Annotated in this window: 16 protein-coding genes; 11 read left to right on the top strand and 5 right to left on the bottom strand. The window is 40.6% G+C overall.

Features of this window, described 5'->3' with window-relative positions:
• Positions 1 to 281: 281 nt before the first annotated feature.
• The 5 genes from KFO40_RS23975 to der all read left to right on the top strand — a co-directional run bounded on the left by KFO40_RS23975 (position 282) and on the right by der (position 4,483).
• A complete protein-coding gene (locus tag KFO40_RS23975) occupies positions 282 to 860 on the top strand; it encodes a YceD family protein (RefSeq protein ID WP_004313594.1) in 579 nt (192 codons plus the stop codon).
• A 12-nt stretch (positions 861 to 872) separates the two neighbouring features.
• On the top strand, positions 873 to 1,058 hold the full coding sequence (gene rpmF, locus KFO40_RS23980) for a 50S ribosomal protein L32 (protein WP_004296852.1): 186 nt from the start codon (positions 873 to 875) through the stop codon (positions 1,056 to 1,058).
• Positions 1,059 to 1,145: 87 nt separating this feature from the next.
• On the top strand, positions 1,146 to 2,153 hold the full coding sequence (locus KFO40_RS23985) for a beta-ketoacyl-ACP synthase III (protein WP_004308623.1): 1,008 nt from the start codon (positions 1,146 to 1,148) through the stop codon (positions 2,151 to 2,153).
• 86 nt (positions 2,154 to 2,239) lie between these two features.
• Positions 2,240 to 3,121, top strand: coding sequence for a GTPase Era (gene era / locus KFO40_RS23990; protein ID WP_004308624.1), 882 nt, complete (start codon positions 2,240 to 2,242; stop codon positions 3,119 to 3,121).
• A gap of 48 nt (positions 3,122 to 3,169) precedes the next feature.
• Positions 3,170 to 4,483, top strand: a complete 1,314-nt coding sequence (gene der / locus KFO40_RS23995; protein ID WP_004308625.1) for a ribosome biogenesis GTPase Der — start codon at positions 3,170 to 3,172, stop codon at positions 4,481 to 4,483.
• Positions 4,484 to 4,611: 128 nt separating this feature from the next.
• On the opposite strand, the gene lptB is transcribed toward der, so the two are convergent.
• Positions 4,612 to 5,373: an LPS export ABC transporter ATP-binding protein gene (lptB, locus tag KFO40_RS24000; protein WP_004308626.1), complete on the bottom strand. Its 762-nt coding sequence runs from the start codon at positions 5,371 to 5,373 to the stop codon at positions 4,612 to 4,614.
• A 75-nt stretch (positions 5,374 to 5,448) separates the two neighbouring features.
• On the opposite strand from lptB, the gene KFO40_RS24005 reads away from it, so the two are divergent.
• Positions 5,449 to 6,192 (top strand): MlaE family ABC transporter permease, encoded by a 744-nt coding sequence (locus tag KFO40_RS24005; RefSeq protein WP_004308627.1) that lies wholly within the window; start codon positions 5,449 to 5,451, stop codon positions 6,190 to 6,192.
• On the top strand, positions 6,189 to 6,959 hold the full coding sequence (locus KFO40_RS24010) for an ABC transporter ATP-binding protein (protein ID WP_004308628.1): 771 nt from the start codon (positions 6,189 to 6,191) through the stop codon (positions 6,957 to 6,959). The genes KFO40_RS24005 and KFO40_RS24010 overlap by 4 nt, the downstream gene beginning before the upstream one ends.
• A gap of 65 nt (positions 6,960 to 7,024) precedes the next feature.
• On the opposite strand, the gene KFO40_RS24015 is transcribed toward KFO40_RS24010, so the two are convergent.
• The gene (locus KFO40_RS24015; RefSeq protein WP_004297160.1) at positions 7,025 to 7,270 is read right to left on the bottom strand and encodes an RNA recognition motif domain-containing protein; all 246 of its coding nucleotides are present in this window, start codon (positions 7,268 to 7,270) and stop codon (positions 7,025 to 7,027) included.
• 608 nt (positions 7,271 to 7,878) lie between these two features.
• Between KFO40_RS24015 and tig the strand changes: the two genes are divergently transcribed.
• The 4 genes from tig (at position 7,879) to recQ (ending at position 13,635) form a co-directional block, all read left to right on the top strand.
• Complete coding sequence (gene tig / locus KFO40_RS24020; RefSeq protein ID WP_074708781.1) at positions 7,879 to 9,234, top strand: trigger factor; 1,356 nt, start codon at positions 7,879 to 7,881, stop codon at positions 9,232 to 9,234.
• Between the two features lie 143 nt (positions 9,235 to 9,377).
• Positions 9,378 to 10,040 (top strand): ATP-dependent Clp endopeptidase proteolytic subunit ClpP, encoded by a 663-nt coding sequence (gene clpP, locus KFO40_RS24025; protein ID WP_004297164.1) that lies wholly within the window; start codon positions 9,378 to 9,380, stop codon positions 10,038 to 10,040.
• Positions 10,041 to 10,042: 2 nt separating this feature from the next.
• The gene (clpX, locus tag KFO40_RS24030) at positions 10,043 to 11,287 is read left to right on the top strand and encodes an ATP-dependent Clp protease ATP-binding subunit ClpX (RefSeq protein ID WP_008641838.1); all 1,245 of its coding nucleotides are present in this window, start codon (positions 10,043 to 10,045) and stop codon (positions 11,285 to 11,287) included.
• 167 nt (positions 11,288 to 11,454) lie between these two features.
• Positions 11,455 to 13,635: a DNA helicase RecQ gene (recQ, locus tag KFO40_RS24035; protein WP_211146870.1), complete on the top strand. Its 2,181-nt coding sequence runs from the start codon at positions 11,455 to 11,457 to the stop codon at positions 13,633 to 13,635.
• Positions 13,636 to 14,390: 755 nt separating this feature from the next.
• Here recQ and KFO40_RS24040 read toward each other — a convergent pair.
• The 3 genes from KFO40_RS24040 to KFO40_RS24050 form a co-directional block, all read right to left on the bottom strand.
• Complete coding sequence (locus KFO40_RS24040; RefSeq protein WP_225484925.1) at positions 14,391 to 14,810, bottom strand: lipocalin family protein; 420 nt, start codon at positions 14,808 to 14,810, stop codon at positions 14,391 to 14,393.
• A 62-nt stretch (positions 14,811 to 14,872) separates the two neighbouring features.
• Positions 14,873 to 15,199, bottom strand: a complete 327-nt coding sequence (locus tag KFO40_RS24045) for a DUF5640 domain-containing protein (RefSeq protein WP_225484924.1) — start codon at positions 15,197 to 15,199, stop codon at positions 14,873 to 14,875.
• Positions 15,200 to 15,251: 52 nt separating this feature from the next.
• On the bottom strand, positions 15,252 to 16,313 hold the full coding sequence (locus KFO40_RS24050; protein ID WP_227201981.1) for a hypothetical protein: 1,062 nt from the start codon (positions 16,311 to 16,313) through the stop codon (positions 15,252 to 15,254).
• Positions 16,314 to 16,583 lie beyond the last annotated feature (270 nt).

Genomic DNA, 16,583 nt, shown 5'->3' on the forward strand with positions numbered 1-16,583 from the left:
CATTCCGAACAGAGAAGTTAAGCCTCGTCACGCCGATGGTACTGCGTAACAGTGGGAGAGTAGGTAGCCGCCGTTTTAAAGAAGCCTCGCTTGTCTATTGACGGGCGAGGCTTTCTGTTTTTTATTACTTTGGTATTTATACCGCCCTTTTTAGCAGATACAAACCTCATAATACCTATTAAAAAAGTGAATATTTACTGATAATTTGTATGTTATGAGGATATTTATTTGTATCTTTGTCGCCCGAATTGTAAGCTAACGATTTAAAAAAGAGAGAAGCTTTGGGAAAATTTGATAAATACAAAATTGACTTGAAAGGTATGCAAGCAGACTCTGCTAAGTATGAGTTTGTATTGGATAACCTTTACTTCGCTCACATTGATGGTCCTGAAGTTCAGAAAGGAAAGGTCAATGTTACATTGACTGTGAAAAGAACCTCTCGTGCTTTCGAGCTGAGTTTCCAAACTGACGGAATGGTATGGGTACCATGCGACCGTTGTCTGGATGATATGGAGCTACCTATCAGTTCTTCTGATAAACTGATGGTAAAGTTTGGTCATGAATATGCAGAAGAAGGTGACAACCTGATTGTGATTCCCGAGGAAGAAGGGGAAATCAACGTTGCATGGTTCATGTATGAATTTGTTGCGCTGTCTATTCCGATGAAGCATGTACATGCTCCCGGTAAGTGTAATAAAGCGGTAACTAGTAAATTGAACAAGCATTTGAAAACAAATGCAAATGAGGATAGCGATGATACTTTCGACACAGGTGGAGATGACATCGTAATTGAGGAAGAAGTGGAGGAACAAATTGATCCTCGCTGGAATGAATTAAAAAAAATATTAGATAATAATTAAAGTTTTAAGAAAATGGCACATCCTAAGAGAAGACAATCAAGTACGAGACAAGCGAAGAGAAGAACTCATGATAAGGCAGTAGCTCCTACATTGGCTATTTGTCCGAATTGCGGCGAATGGCACGTTTACCACACTGTATGTGGTGCTTGTGGCTATTACAGAGGTAAGCTCGCTATTGAGAAAGAAGCAGCTGTATAATTAGTACAGTTATACTGAAAACAGCCTGAGGGTAAAGCTCTCCGGCTGCTTTAAGTATTATAGTATTGCTAATTTAAAATAGGTTTGATGGAAAAAATAAATGCAGTAATCACAGGAGTCGGCGGGTATGTTCCCGATTATATCTTAACTAACGACGAGATATCAAAAATGGTGGATACCAACGACGAATGGATTATGACTCGTATCGGAGTAAAGGAGAGACATATTCTGAATGAGGAAGGATTAGGTAGTTCATACATGGCACGCAAAGCTGCCAAACAGTTGATGAAGAAAACTGGTGCTAATCCTGATGACATTGATTTGGTTGTTGTCGCTACCACTACTCCTGACTATCACTTCCCTTCTACAGCTTCTATTCTTTGTGATAAACTCGGACTGAAGAATGCATTTGCTTTCGATTTGCAAGCTGCTTGTAGCGGTTTCCTGTATTTAATGGAGACAGCTGCTAATTTCATCCGTTCGGGAAGATATAAGAAAATTATCATTGTCGGTGCAGATAAGATGTCGTCAATGGTTAACTATACAGATCGTGCTACATGTCCTATTTTTGGTGACGGTGCTGCTGCTTTTATGGTGGAACCGACTACGGAAGATTACGGAATCATGGATTCGATACTGAGAACTGATGGCAAAGGATTGCCTTTCCTCCACATGAAAGCTGGTGGTTCGGTTTGTCCTCCGTCTTATTTCACAGTAGACAATAAAATGCACTATTTGCACCAGGAAGGAAGAACAGTGTTTAAATATGCTGTATCCAACATGTCGGATGTATCTGCTGCTATTGCAGAAAAGAATGGTCTGACGAAAGATAATATCAACTGGATTGTTCCGCATCAGGCGAATGTCCGCATTATCGAAGCCGTGGCTCACCGTATGGAGGTGCCAATGGATAAAGTGTTGGTAAATATTGAGCATTACGGTAACACCAGTGCTGCTACTCTTCCTTTGTGTATCTGGGATTATGAAGATAAACTCAAGAAAGGTGATAATATCATTTTCACTGCATTCGGTGCCGGATTTACATGGGGCGCAGTTTACGTGAAATGGGGTTATGACGGAAAAAAGGAATCGTAACGTAAGTTACTGAACTATAACACTCAAAAACGCATCCTATTTCGATTCGATGCGTTTTTTTGTCTCAACCAATAAAATGAAGAGAAATGCATAAAGCAGGTTTTGTAAACATTGTAGGAAATCCGAATGTCGGAAAATCGACATTGATGAATGTCTTGGTGGGCGAACGTATTTCGATCGCTACTTTCAAGGCGCAGACAACTCGTCACCGGATTATGGGAATCTATAATACGGATGAAATGCAGATTGTTTTTTCTGATACTCCGGGAGTATTGAAGCCTAATTATAAACTACAGGAGTCGATGCTGAATTTTTCTACTTCGGCATTGACGGATGCGGATATCTTGCTTTATGTGACTGATGTGGTGGAGACGCCGGATAAGAATAATGAGTTTATGGAGAAGGTGCGCCAGATGACGGTGCCTGTGCTCTTGCTCATCAATAAGATAGATCTTACAGATCAGGAAAAACTGGTAAAGCTGGTGGAAGATTGGAAAGAACTGCTTCCCCAAGCCGAAATTATTCCGATTTCTGCTACATCGAAGTTCAATGTGGACTATGTGATGAAGCGAATCAAAGAACTGTTGCCCGATTCTCCTCCTTATTTTGGAAAGGATCAGTGGACGGACAAGCCTGCCCGTTTCTTCGTGAATGAGATTATCCGGGAAAAGATTCTGCTCTACTACGACAAGGAGATTCCTTATTCGGTGGAAGTGGTCGTAGAGGAGTTTAAGGAAGAGCCGAAGAAGATTCATATTCGTGCGGTGATTAACGTGGAACGTGATTCGCAGAAAGGAATTATTATCGGTAAACAGGGCAAGGCGTTGAAGAAGGTTGCTACCGAGGCTCGCCGCGAACTGGAACGTTTCTTTGGAAAGACTATTTTCCTTGAAACGTATGTGAAAGTGGATAAGGATTGGCGTAGTTCGGATAAGGAACTGCGTAATTTTGGTTATCAGTTAGATTAAGAGTATTCATGCGACTGTGATAGTCGTGAAAAAACAAGGTATTGAACTATGGGTAATTTAGTTGCAATTGTAGGACGCCCGAATGTGGGCAAGTCTACCTTATTTAACCGTCTGACGAAGACTCGTCAGGCTATTGTGAATGAAGAAGCGGGTACAACCCGCGACAGACAATATGGCAAGTCCGAGTGGCTGGGCCGTGAGTTCTCCGTGGTGGATACCGGCGGATGGGTGGTTAATTCGGATGATGTTTTTGAAGAGGAAATCCGCAAGCAGGTATTATTGGCAGTGGATGAAGCGGACGTTATTTTGTTCGTTGTAGATGTGATGAATGGAGTGACCGACCTGGATATGCAGGTAGCGGCTATTCTGCGTCGTGCTAATAGCCCGGTGATTATGGTTGCCAATAAAACGGACAATCATGATTTACAGTATAACGCTCCCGAGTTTTATAAACTGGGATTGGGCGATCCGTATTGTGTTTCTGCCATGACAGGAAGTGGTACGGGTGATTTGATGGATTTGATTGTCAGCAATTTCAAGAAGGAGTCTTCTGAAATCCTGGATGATGATATTCCTCGTTTTGCTGTGGTAGGACGCCCGAATGCAGGAAAGTCTTCCATTGTAAACGCGTTTATTGGGGAAGAACGTAATATCGTGACAGAGATTGCAGGAACTACCCGTGACTCGATCTACACTCGTTACAATAAATTCGGATTTGATTTTTACCTGGTAGATACGGCAGGTATCCGTAAGAAAAACAAGGTAAATGAAGACTTGGAATATTATTCGGTGATTCGTTCGATTCGTGCCATTGAAGGTTCGGATGTTTGTATTCTGATGTTGGATGCAACGAGGGGTGTTGAGAGCCAGGACTTGAATATCTTTTCTCTGATTCAGAAGAACCAGAAAGGATTGGTAGTCGTGATTAATAAATGGGACTTGGTGGAAGATAAATCAGTGAAAGTGCAGAAGACATTTGAGGAAGCTGTCCGTTCACGTTTTGCTCCGTTTGTCGATTTCCCGATCATCTTTGCTTCTGCGTTGACTAAACAACGTATTCTGAAAGTGCTGGAAGAAGCACGTAATGTATATGAGAACCGGACGACAAAGATTCCGACAGCTCGTTTGAATGAAGAAATGCTTCCGCTGATCGAGGCTTATCCGCCTCCCTCAAATAAAGGTAAGTATATCAAGATTAAATACATCACACAGCTGCCGAATACGCAAGTGCCTTCATTTGTCTATTTTGCCAACTTGCCGCAGTATGTGAAGGATCCGTACAAACGTTTCCTCGAAAATAAGATGCGTGAGAAATGGAATCTGACAGGTACTCCGGTTAATATTTATATTCGACAGAAGTAAAGTTCACCACAGATTAACACAGATTTCCACAGATTAAAAATAAAAAACGGGCTAATCAATTTACAAGTTTTGTATCATTTGATTAGCCCGTATTCTTTATGAAATATCTGTGAAAATCTGTGGTGAATCTATTTCTCCAACTGGAAATCTTTTCTGCGTAAAACGAAGCTGTTACTCAAGTATTTTTCACGCACAATCTGATTCTCCGATAATTCTTCCGGTGTTCCCTGGAAAAGAATCTTTCCTTCGAACAGCAGATAGGCGCGGTCGGTGATACTAAGTGTCTCCTGTACGTTGTGGTCGGTAATCAGGATTCCGATATTCTTATCTTTCAGCTTCCAAACAATTTGCTGGATATCTTCTACGGCAATCGGGTCTACACCGGCAAAAGGTTCGTCAAGCATGATGAATTTGGGGTCGATGGCAAGACAACGGGCAATCTCCGTACGGCGGCGTTCACCTCCGGACAACTGGTTACCTTTGTTTTTGCGTACCTTTTGCAGACGGAATTCTGCTATCAGGCTTTCGAGTTTCTCCTTTTGATATTCTTTGGGCTTGTTAGTCATTTCCAGTACGGCGGCGATATTATCTTCCACACTCATCTGGCGGAAAACGGAAGCTTCCTGTGCAAGGTAGCCGATTCCCGTTTGCGCTCGTTTGTAAACCGGATATTTGGTAATCTCCAGGTCGTCGAGGAAAATACGTCCTTCATTAGGAGTAATCAGCCCTACGGTCATATAGAATGAAGTCGTCTTACCGGCACCGTTCGGTCCCAGCAAACCTACAATCTCACCTTGCTTCACATTGATGGAAACGTGGCTCACAACGGTTCGTTTACCGTACTTCTTAACCAGGTCTTCCGTGCGGAGCACCATCTTGCTTTCTTCCATATTCTAGTTATTTTGCGGCAAATGTAGTAAAAATAAGCTGAAATAATGTACATTTGCAGACAAATAGTGTGAGTTATGATAAAAGCATTGAGAACCGTCGGGAGATATTTCATGCTGATGGGACGGACTTTTTCCCGTCCTGAACGTATGCGTATGTTCTTCCGGCAATACCTTAACGAGTTGGAGCAACTAGGTGTGAACTCCATCGGTATCGTGCTGTTGATTTCGTTTTTCATCGGCGCGGTTATTACCATCCAGATCAAGTTGAATATCGAAAGTCCGTGGATGCCTCGCTGGACAGTGGGGTATGTGACACGTGAAATTATGTTGCTGGAATTTTCTTCCTCTATCATGTGTTTGATTCTTGCGGGAAAAGTAGGATCGAATATCGCTTCGGAATTAGGAACGATGCGGGTGACGCAGCAGATTGACGCGCTCGAAATTATGGGTATCAATTCGGCAAACTACCTGATTCTGCCTAAGATTACGGCGATGGTAACTGTGATTCCTATTTTAGTGACGTTCAGTATCTTTGCCGGAATTATCGGTGCCTTTTGCACCTGTTGGTTTGCTGGGGTGATGAATGCGGTCGATCTGGAATATGGATTGCAATATATGTTTGTGGAGTGGTTTATTTGGGCCGGTATCATCAAATCCCTCTTTTTTGCGTTTATTATTGCAAGTGTGTCTGCTTTCTTCGGATATACGGTAGATGGTGGATCGATTGCTGTGGGAAAGGCTTCTACGGATGCCGTAGTATCCAGCAGTGTATTGATTCTGTTTGCGGACTTGATATTAACTAAACTTTTGATGGGATGATTGAGATTAAAGGACTTTATAAATCATTTGATGACAAAACGGTATTGAGCGATATCAATGCTAGTTTTGAAAATGGAAAGACGAATTTGATTATCGGTCAGAGTGGCTCCGGTAAGACGGTATTGATGAAGTGTATTGTAGGATTGCTTACTCCGGAGAAGGGGGAAGTCTTATATGACGGACGTAACCTTGTCTTGATGGGGAAGAAGGAGAAAAAGATGCTTCGCAAGGAGATGGGGATGATTTTCCAGAGTGCGGCTCTGTTTGACTCGATGACGGTGTTGGACAATGTGATGTTTCCGTTGAATATGTTTAGCAATGATACTTTGCGTGAGCGTACCAAACGGGCGATGTTCTGCTTGGATCGTGTGAATCTGGGGGAGGCGAAAGATAAGTTTCCGGGAGAAATCAGTGGGGGGATGCAGAAGCGTGTGGCTATTGCACGTGCGATTGCCCTGAATCCGCAATATTTGTTTTGCGATGAACCGAACTCGGGACTCGATCCGAAAACGTCATTGGTGATTGATGATCTGATCCACGATATTACGCAGGAATATAACATGACGACCATTATCAATACGCATGATATGAATTCTGTATTGGGAATTGGCGAGAAAGTGATTTATATTTATGAAGGACATAAAGAGTGGGAAGGGACAAAAGATGATATCTTTACCTCTACCAACGAACGACTGAATAACTTTATCTTTGCTTCAGACTTGCTCCGTAAGGTGAAGGACGTGGAAGTGCAAGGAATGGAAGGGTAATAAAAAAACTTCTGTCATCGGGTGACAGAAGTTTCTTTTTTTCTTAGCTATATTAGCGTCGGCAATTAAGCTCTAGGTCTAGCTTCTTTAACTACCATTGTACGGCCCATGTATTCAGCTCCGTTCAATTCAGCAATAGCTTTTGCAGCTGCAGCGTCGTCTTCCATTTCGATGAAAGCGAATCCTTTGGATTTACCGGTTTCACGGTCCATAACAACTTTAACTGATGATACTGCTCCGTAATCTTCCATCACTTGTTGCAGATCTCCTTCCTTAACACGGTAGTTAAGGTTTCCAACATAAATGTTCATAATGAAAATGATAAAAAATAAATAAATGAATAAAACTCTCTGGACAGATGGTTACTAATAAAAAGATTAAAACGACAGAGAGTTTACAAATGCGTTTCGTAACGGAAGTAAAAACCTTGTAATCAAATCGAGAAACTAATGGTCCATCAATCCGCAGCAAAGAAAAGAATAATTTTTGGATTAACCATCTTTTTGGAAGGTTAATTTGCGGATTATCAGAAAAAAAGTTCTTTCCTTTTCCCTTGAAAGAAAAGAAAGAACCAAAGAAAAGTTCAAGGCTGACTTTTTTCTCCTACTCGCTTCCTTCACTACGCTAAAGGGCAGAAACTCGCTTCGCTCAAACAGTCTGCCCTTCTTAACGCTTCGTTACGGGCGCTCGCTTGATGGAGAAAAAAGTAGGCCGGGGGACCTGCGGCGTGGTCGTTGCTGATGGTTTATTGTTGTTTATATATGAGGAATTGATGAAATAATTAATAAAAGATGTGTGAAAGATGGGTGGCGTTGCTGAAATAAATCTGCAATGTCTTTTGAAATTTGAAAGATTAGCACTAATTTTGCACCCTCTTTGAGTATAGAACAAAGTATAAATCAAATAAATAATTGTCAGAATGAACGTTTCATTACAAAACATTGACAAAGTAAGCGCAGAGCTTACTGTAAAGCTTGAGAAAGCAGATTATCAGGAGAAAGTAGACAAAGAGTTGAAATCACTCCGTCAGAAGGCACAGATTCCGGGATTCCGTAAAGGTATGGTGCCGACAAGTCTTATTAAAAAGATGTATGGTAAATCGGTGATTGCAGAGGTTGTGAATAAGGCATTGCAAGAAGCTGTTTACAATTATATTAAAGATAATAAGGTGAATATGTTGGGCGAGCCGTTGCCTAATGAAGAAAAGCAGCAGAATATTGATTTCGATACAATGGAAGAGTTCGAATTCGTGTTCGATATCGCTTTGGCACCTGAATTTAAAGCAGAAGTAAGCGCTAAAGATAAAGTAGATTATTATTCTATCGAAGTTTCTGAAGAAATGATCGACAACCAGGTGAAGATGTACACTCAACGCACTGGTAAGTATGATAAGGTAGATGCTTACGAAGATAATGATATGTTGAAAGGTCTGCTGGCACAGTTGGACGAAGAAGGCAATACAAAAGAAGGTGGTATTCAGGTAGAAGCTGCTGTGTTGATGCCTGCTTACATGAAGAATGACGATCAGAAAGCTATTTTTGCTAACGCAAAAGTAAATGATGTATTGGTGTTCAATCCGAATGTTGCTTATGACGGACATGCTGCTGAACTGGGTTCTTTGTTGAAGATCGACAAGGAAATCGCGAAAGACGTTAAGTCTGACTTCAGCTTCCAGGTAGAAGAAATCACTCGTTTTGTTCCGGGTGAATTGACACAGGAAGTGTTCGACCAGGCATTCGGCGAAGGTGTTGTGAAGACTGAAGAGGAATTCCGCGCTAAGATTAAAGAAGAAATTGCAGCAAGATTTGTTGCTGACAGCGATTATAAGTTCCTGATCGATATTCGCAAGGTGATGATGGAAAAAGTAGGTAAGTTGGAATTCTCTGACGCTCTGCTGAAACGTATCATGTTGCTGAACAACGAAGAAAAGGGCGAAGAATATGTTGCTGAAAACTATGATAAGAGCATCGAGGAACTGACTTGGCACCTGATTAAGGAACAGTTGGTTGAAGCAAACGATATCAAAGTAGAACAGGAAGATGTTCTGAAGATGGCTAGAGAAACAACGAAGGCACAGTTTGCTCAATACGGTATGTTGTCTATCCCTGATGATGTGCTTGACAACTATGCACAGGAGATGTTGAAGAAGAAAGAAACTATCAATAATTTGGTAAGTCGTGTTGTAGAAGTGAAGCTGGCTGCTGCTCTGAAAGCGCAGGTTACTTTGGAAAACAAGAACGTTTCAATCGAAGAATTCAATAAGATGTTTGAATAATCATTCGGTTGAATAGAATATAAAGTCACAGAAACACAGAGTTTTTATAAAATTATAACTCTGTGTTTTTTTGTGTCTCTGTATTCTTTTTCGTTTCTTTGTACTTACGTTTATTTTTAATTTATAAGAAAGGAACAATTAACATGGATGATTTTAGAAAATACGCAACCAAGCATTTAGGAATGAATGGCATGGTATTGGATGATGTGATTAAATCGCAGGCCGGGTATTTGAATCCCTATATTCTGGAAGAAAGACAGTTGAACGTTACTCAACTCGACGTTTTCTCCCGTTTGATGATGGACCGCATCATTTTCCTCGGTACACAAGTAGATGACTATACAGCGAATACGCTTCAGGCACAGTTGCTGTATCTGGATTCTGTTGATCCGGGTAAGGATATCTCTATCTATATCAACTCTCCGGGCGGAAGTGTATATGCCGGACTGGGCATTTATGATACGATGCAGTTTATTTCAAGTGATGTTGCTACCATCTGTACAGGTATGGCAGCTTCAATGGCGGCTGTATTGCTTGTTGCCGGTGCTGAAGGCAAACGTTCTGCGTTGCCTCATTCACGTGTGATGATTCACCAGCCGATGGGTGGTGCGCAAGGACAAGCGTCGGACATTGAAATCACAGCTCGTGAGATTCAGAAATTGAAGAAAGAACTTTATACGATCATCGCCGATCATTCGCATACTGATTTCGATAAGGTATGGGCGGACTCTGACCGCGACTACTGGATGACAGCTCAGGAAGCGAAAGAATACGGTATGATTGATGAGGTATTGATTAAGAAATAAAAATGGCTGATTCAAAGACAAAGAAAAGGTGTAGCTTCTGTGGACGGTCGGAGAACGAAGTCGGATTCCTGATTACGGGAATGAACGGCTATATCTGCGACAGTTGTGCTACCCAGGCTTATGAGATTACTCAGGAAGCATTGGGCGAAGGCAAGAAAAGCGCGGGAGCTACCAAACTCAATTTAAAAGAACTGCCCAAACCGGTAGAAATCAAGAAATTCCTCGACCAGTATGTGATCGGACAGGATGACGCAAAACGCTTCCTTTCCGTATCGGTCTATAACCATTATAAACGTCTGTTGCAAAAAGACAGCGGGGATGATGTGGAGATTGAAAAGTCGAACATTATTATGGTAGGTAGTACCGGAACCGGAAAAACGTTGCTTGCACGTACGATTGCCAAGTTGCTGCACGTGCCGTTTACCATTGTAGACGCTACGGTGCTGACAGAGGCCGGTTATGTAGGCGAAGATATCGAAAGTATTTTAACCCGTTTGCTTCAGGTGGCAGATTATAATGTACCTGAAGCGGAACAGGGTATTGTGTTTATCGACGAGATCGACAAGATTGCCCGCAAAGGAGATAACCCTTCCATCACTCGCGATGTGAGCGGTGAAGGTGTACAGCAGGGATTGCTGAAATTACTCGAAGGCTCTGTTGTGAACGTACCTCCCCAGGGTGGTCGTAAACATCCGGACCAGAAGATGATTCCGGTAAATACCAAAAATATTCTCTTTATCTGTGGCGGCGCTTTCGATGGTATCGAAAAGAAGATCGCCCAACGGTTGAATACACATGTCGTAGGTTATACGGCGTCGCAGAAAACAGCGACGGTGGACAAGAATAACATGATGCAGTATATCGCTCCGCAGGATTTGAAGTCATTCGGACTGATTCCCGAAATTATCGGACGTCTTCCGGTACTGACTTATTTGAATCCGCTGGATCGGAATGCGCTTCGTGCTATCCTCACCGAACCGAAAAACTCTATCATCAAGCAGTACATCAAACTGTTTGAAATGGATGGTATCAAGCTCACATTTGAAGATGCTGTCTTCGAATATATCGTCGATAAGGCGGTGGAATATAAGCTGGGTGCCCGTGGATTGCGCTCTATTGTGGAAACAATCATGATGGATGTCATGTTTGAAATCCCTTCAGAGGACAAAAAAGAGTATAAGGTGACGCTGGATTATGCAAAGATGCAACTGGAAAAAGCGAATATGGCACGACTGCAAACTGCTTAAAATCAAAGAGTAAGGCTGCAAAAGATGATCGTAACTGTATTTTCTTGAAAATATTAGTCGCATTTTGCTTGGTAATTACGAAGTTGTTTATAACTTTGTTTGGCTCTCTTGAAGGAGGAAGCCTACTAAAGTTAAACCATGAACTGAATAAAACAACCTAAGTTAAGATGGCAAGGAAGATTAATTTAACAGATGAACTGAAGAAGTGTTTCGGATTTAATAAGTTCAAGGGAAACCAGGAAGCGATCATTAACAACTTGCTCGATGGTAAAGATACCTTTGTACTGATGCCTACCGGTGGCGGGAAATCTTTATGCTATCAGCTACCTTCGCTCTTGATGGAAGGTACGGCAATTGTAATTTCTCCGCTTATTGCGTTGATGAAGAATCAAGTGGATGCAATGCGCAATTTCAGTGAAGAAGATGGCGTCGCCCATTTTATCAATTCTTCATTAAACAAAGGCGCAATAGACCAAGTAAGGTCGGACATCCTTGCCGGAAAGACAAAATTGCTATATGTGGCGCCGGAATCGCTGACGAAAGAAGAAAATGTAGAATTTTTGCGTTCGGTGAAAATCTCATTCTATGCAGTAGACGAAGCTCACTGTATTTCTGAATGGGGACATGACTTCCGACCGGAATACCGGCGGATTCGCCCTATTATCAACGAAATAGGAAAGGCTCCGTTGATTGCGTTGACCGCAACAGCGACACCAAAGGTGCAGCATGATATCCAGAAAAATCTGGGAATGATAGATGCTCAAGTTTTCAAATCGTCGTTCAACCGTCCGAACCTTTATTATGAGGTACGCGCGAAGACCGCTAATATTGACAGGGATATTATCAAGTTTATCAAAAACAATCCGGAAAAATCGGGCATTATCTATTGCCTTAGCCGGAAAAAAGTAGAGGAACTTGCTGAAATCCTTCAGGCAAACGGTATCAATGCGCGTCCTTATCATGCCGGGATGGATTCGTTGGCGAGGACTAAGAATCAGGATGATTTCCTGATGGAAAAAGTGGACGTTATTGTAGCAACTATCGCTTTCGGTATGGGAATCGACAAGCCGGATGTAAGGTTTGTGATTCACTACGATATTCCAAAGAGTCTGGAAGGGTATTACCAGGAGACCGGACGTGCCGGTAGAGATGGCGGTGAAGGTCAGTGCATAACCTTTTATACAAACAAAGACTTGCAGAAACTGGAGAAGTTCATGCAAGGAAAACCTGTGGCAGAGCAGGAAATTGGCAAGCAGCTTCTGTTGGAAACCGCTGCTTATGCCGAATCTTCCGTATGCCGGCGCAAGACGTTGCTGCATTATTTCGGCGAAGAATATACGGAAGAGAATTGTGGAAATTGTGACAACTGTTTAAACCCTAAAAAACAAGTGGAGGCTCAAGAGTTATTGTGTGCCGTGATTGAAGCGATTATCGCGGTGAAAGAAAATTTTAAGGCAGATTATATTATAGACATACTACAAGGTAAAGAAACTTCCGAAGTACAGGCGCATTTGCATGAAGACCTCGAAGTCTTCGGCTCCGGTATGGGCGAAGAGGATAAAACATGGAACGCAGTGATTCGTCAAGCACTGATCGCAGGTTACTTGAGCAAGGATGTGGAACATTACGGACTCCTGAAAGTGACGGAGGAAGGACACAAGTTCTTGAAGAAGCCGAAGTCATTCAAGATTACCGAAGACAACGACTTTGAAGAGACGGAAGAAGAAGTTCCGGCACGTGGCGGTGGTTCCTGTGCGGTAGACCCTGCTCTTTATTCTATGTTGAAGGACTTGCGGAAGAAACTCTCGAAGAAACTGGAAGTGCCGCCTTATGTGATCTTCCAGGATCCGTCTTTGGAAGCGATGGCTACCATTTATCCGGTGACATTGGATGAATTGCAGAATATACCGGGTGTAGGAGCCGGAAAAGCAAAACGTTACGGTGAAGAGTTCTGTAAATTAATCAAACGCCACTGTGAAGAGAATGAAATAGAACGTCCCGAAGACTTGCGGGTACGTACGGTTGCCAATAAATCAAAGATGAAAGTAGCTATCATTCAGGCAATTGACCGTAAAGTGGCGTTAGATGATATCGCTCTTTCCAAAGGAATAGAGTTCGGTGAACTTCTGGACGAGGTAGAAGCTATCGTCTATTCGGGAACCAAACTGAATATCGATTATTTCCTGGAAGAAATCATGGATGAAGATCACATGCTCGATATCTATGATTATTTCAAGGAATCTACCACTGATAAGATTGATGATGCGCTTGATGAATTAGGCGATGACTTCACTGAAGAGGAAGTTCGCTTGGTGCGTATTAAGTTCATCTCTGAAATGGCTAATTAAAAAAGCGAAAAAAATAGGCGTGCAGGTATGCGGTTTTGAATAAAAACCGTATGTTTAGATTGGGTACTGTTTGTCAGTAACTTACAAAGTTAGTTCCTCAAATTTGTACTTATCTTGCCTTGTTTGAACGACACAAAGATAGGATTAATTATGTATAAGGCATAATTTTGAGATTAGAATTTTAGTCTGCATTTAGATGTGACAATTCATATTTAGATAAAAAGCCAGCTATCATCTCGATAACTGGCTTTTAATTTTTAATCATTTATTTGCTTAGTATATCTTCATAATACTCGGCAAAGTTCTCTGCATAATTCTTAGCTTCGGGACTTCCTTTAGTTTATGTACATCTTTATCCATTATTCTGCTTATACGCTATCTACCACCTTGACATTTTCTTCCAATACAAACATATACTCCAATAATCCAGAATGTATATCTTGTATTAGATTTACCTGATTCTTATCAGTACCTTTGCTATAGATAAATCAATTACCAACCTATTTATTTCTACAAAAATATGCAAGTAACACCAAAGAGGAATAACACAATTCACTATTTACCACAAGAGATTAGAGAGACTAGATTAACAGAGGTCACATATTTACCTATTACAAGGGAAATGTTAGAACAACTATTCTCAAATTCAGCTAAGAAGGATAAGCATAAGTTAGTTAAGAAGAGAAGGAGGTAATTAATAAAGGCAGCAAGTGAATGTTACTTCAAATGCTGCCTTTATTTGTTGGACTAAGAGGTCAACCTCTCTTATAGGTCATTTTAGCATAGTGTTCAGATGCTTCATCTTTATCATGAAATTCAAGTACTAGCTTATTGGAACTGATTTCAAGAACCTTTAAATCATACTGTTCATATTCATCTTCAATAAGAGTTATAACATCACCATTCACTTCCCATTTCTCAATACTCTGCGGGTTACTTGTACCGTCCAAATCATATTCACTATAAGTACCGTCTTCCCTAAAGGTGAAGTTACCGAAATATTCACATTCATCTTTAGGCGCATGGCTCCATGCTTCATCATATTCAGGGTGTTCAAAGTCCTTCTCAAACCCTTCCTCATAAGTAAGTACCCAGTGCCCTATAAGCTTCTCCGCAAGAGGTCTGTTATCGTTTTCATCGTCATCACTACAAGCAATAAAATTCAGACTCATCATTATAACCATGATTACTGAACCTATTAATCGTAAAGTCCTCATATATCGTTGGATTTTATTATTTACTGCTTGGTATAAGTTTCAGAATCTTCATTATCTTTAATCGTTAAACGATTGCCAGAAATAGAGAAGGTAGATGTATATACCTCATCTGTCCATGTAAATGTAATCTTATCACCGTCTACAGAATATTTAAATGATTCAGAATCAGTTTGTTTGTTATCTTTAAACTCTTGCCATATACCACTTCCGTCTGCATTGAATGTATATGAATCACTATAACCATAGTTATCCACTTCACTTCGCCATGTACCAACAATGGGGTTGTCATCATCGTCATCGCTACAAGCAACGAAATTCACACTCATAATAATGGCTACTATAGCCATACCAATAAATCTTAATGTCTTCATCTTTAAATTGTTTTAGTTAATTAATAAATTATACATAAGGGTTCACTTCATTATCATCTAAATCACCACCGTTGAAATTCATATCAACATTCTCGTTTCCCATTGGAGTATCATCCTCTTTAACTCCTAAAGAAGAATCTGTAGTATCACCATTCACATTGATATTGACAGTAGTCATTACATTGCGTTTTACAGTAATTACCTTCTCAAATGTTTGAGTTGCTCCATTAGCTCGTTCCCATTTTAACTGTATGGTGAGGTCTTTAGTGTAGTTCTCTGCTTGCCAACATTCATAAACTTGAGAGAAAGTGTACATAGAAGAAGATTCCAATATATTATCGTCTGCTGATACTTTAATATTGGGATTTATAGAACCACCGTTATTTATCCAAATATAACTAACAGACAATGTTCCGTCTACAGGTGGAGTTACTATAAATTTAAGTCCAAAGGCTGTACGTTTTAAATCTATATTGGCAACTCCTTCTTTGGTTGGTATATAGTCTGTTAATTCACCATAGAACCTACCGGTCTTAGGATAAAAGGAGACATCATCACTATGCTCATCTTCTTTACCTGCAATACTTGTAATTCCACTCTTTAATCCTTGGATAATAACGGTATTTGTTGTAGAAATATTAAATTTATTCTCTAAGGTAATACCTCTATAAATATAGTTACTCTTGTATTTATAAAATGGTGCATAATACATATTATCATCATGATATAATGTATCAGCATCATTTTGTACCATAGAACATTCAAACTTATATTTATATCCACCAATTAAAGAGATAGTCATATCTTTAATATTATCAAACAATCCATAAGCATAATTCTGATAATTCGTATCTCCGTCCTTCTTATAGTACACATTAATCCCATATATCTTCTTTGGTGTAACTTCTGTTCTGCTTAAAGGAGTTTCAGAAGTGGAGATAAATTCTCCGCCCAAATTGAATGAGATAGTGTAGGTTTCTTGGTTAGTCTGCTCCTGTTCTTTAGGTGGTAGTTCATCCTCATTATTACTACAAGAGAATAGCGTACTACTTCCTATAAGAAGCATACCAATTAATCTGAATATCTTCATTGTAATAATCTGTTTGTGCTTCTACGTTCCTAATAGAGAGCGTTAATAATTGAGATACAAGTGTGAGGAACACAACACGGAGTTGCACACTTCTTTGATAAAGAACTGTTGAGTAGTAAAATAGACTATCTGTTTCTTATATACCTGTATTTATGCCAACCTGTTCCCTCATAGTTGGCTACTACATACAAGAAGCTCTAAGTTTGCAGTCGCAAGATAAGAGAGTGGAAAATTTATCTTAATAATACCAAGCGTGGCAGATAAATTTGT

The sequence above is a fragment of the Bacteroides sp. 1001302B_160321_D4 genome, assembly GCF_015667765.1.
In the GTDB taxonomy this organism is placed as follows: Bacteria; Bacteroidota; Bacteroidia; order Bacteroidales; family Bacteroidaceae; genus Bacteroides; species Bacteroides xylanisolvens.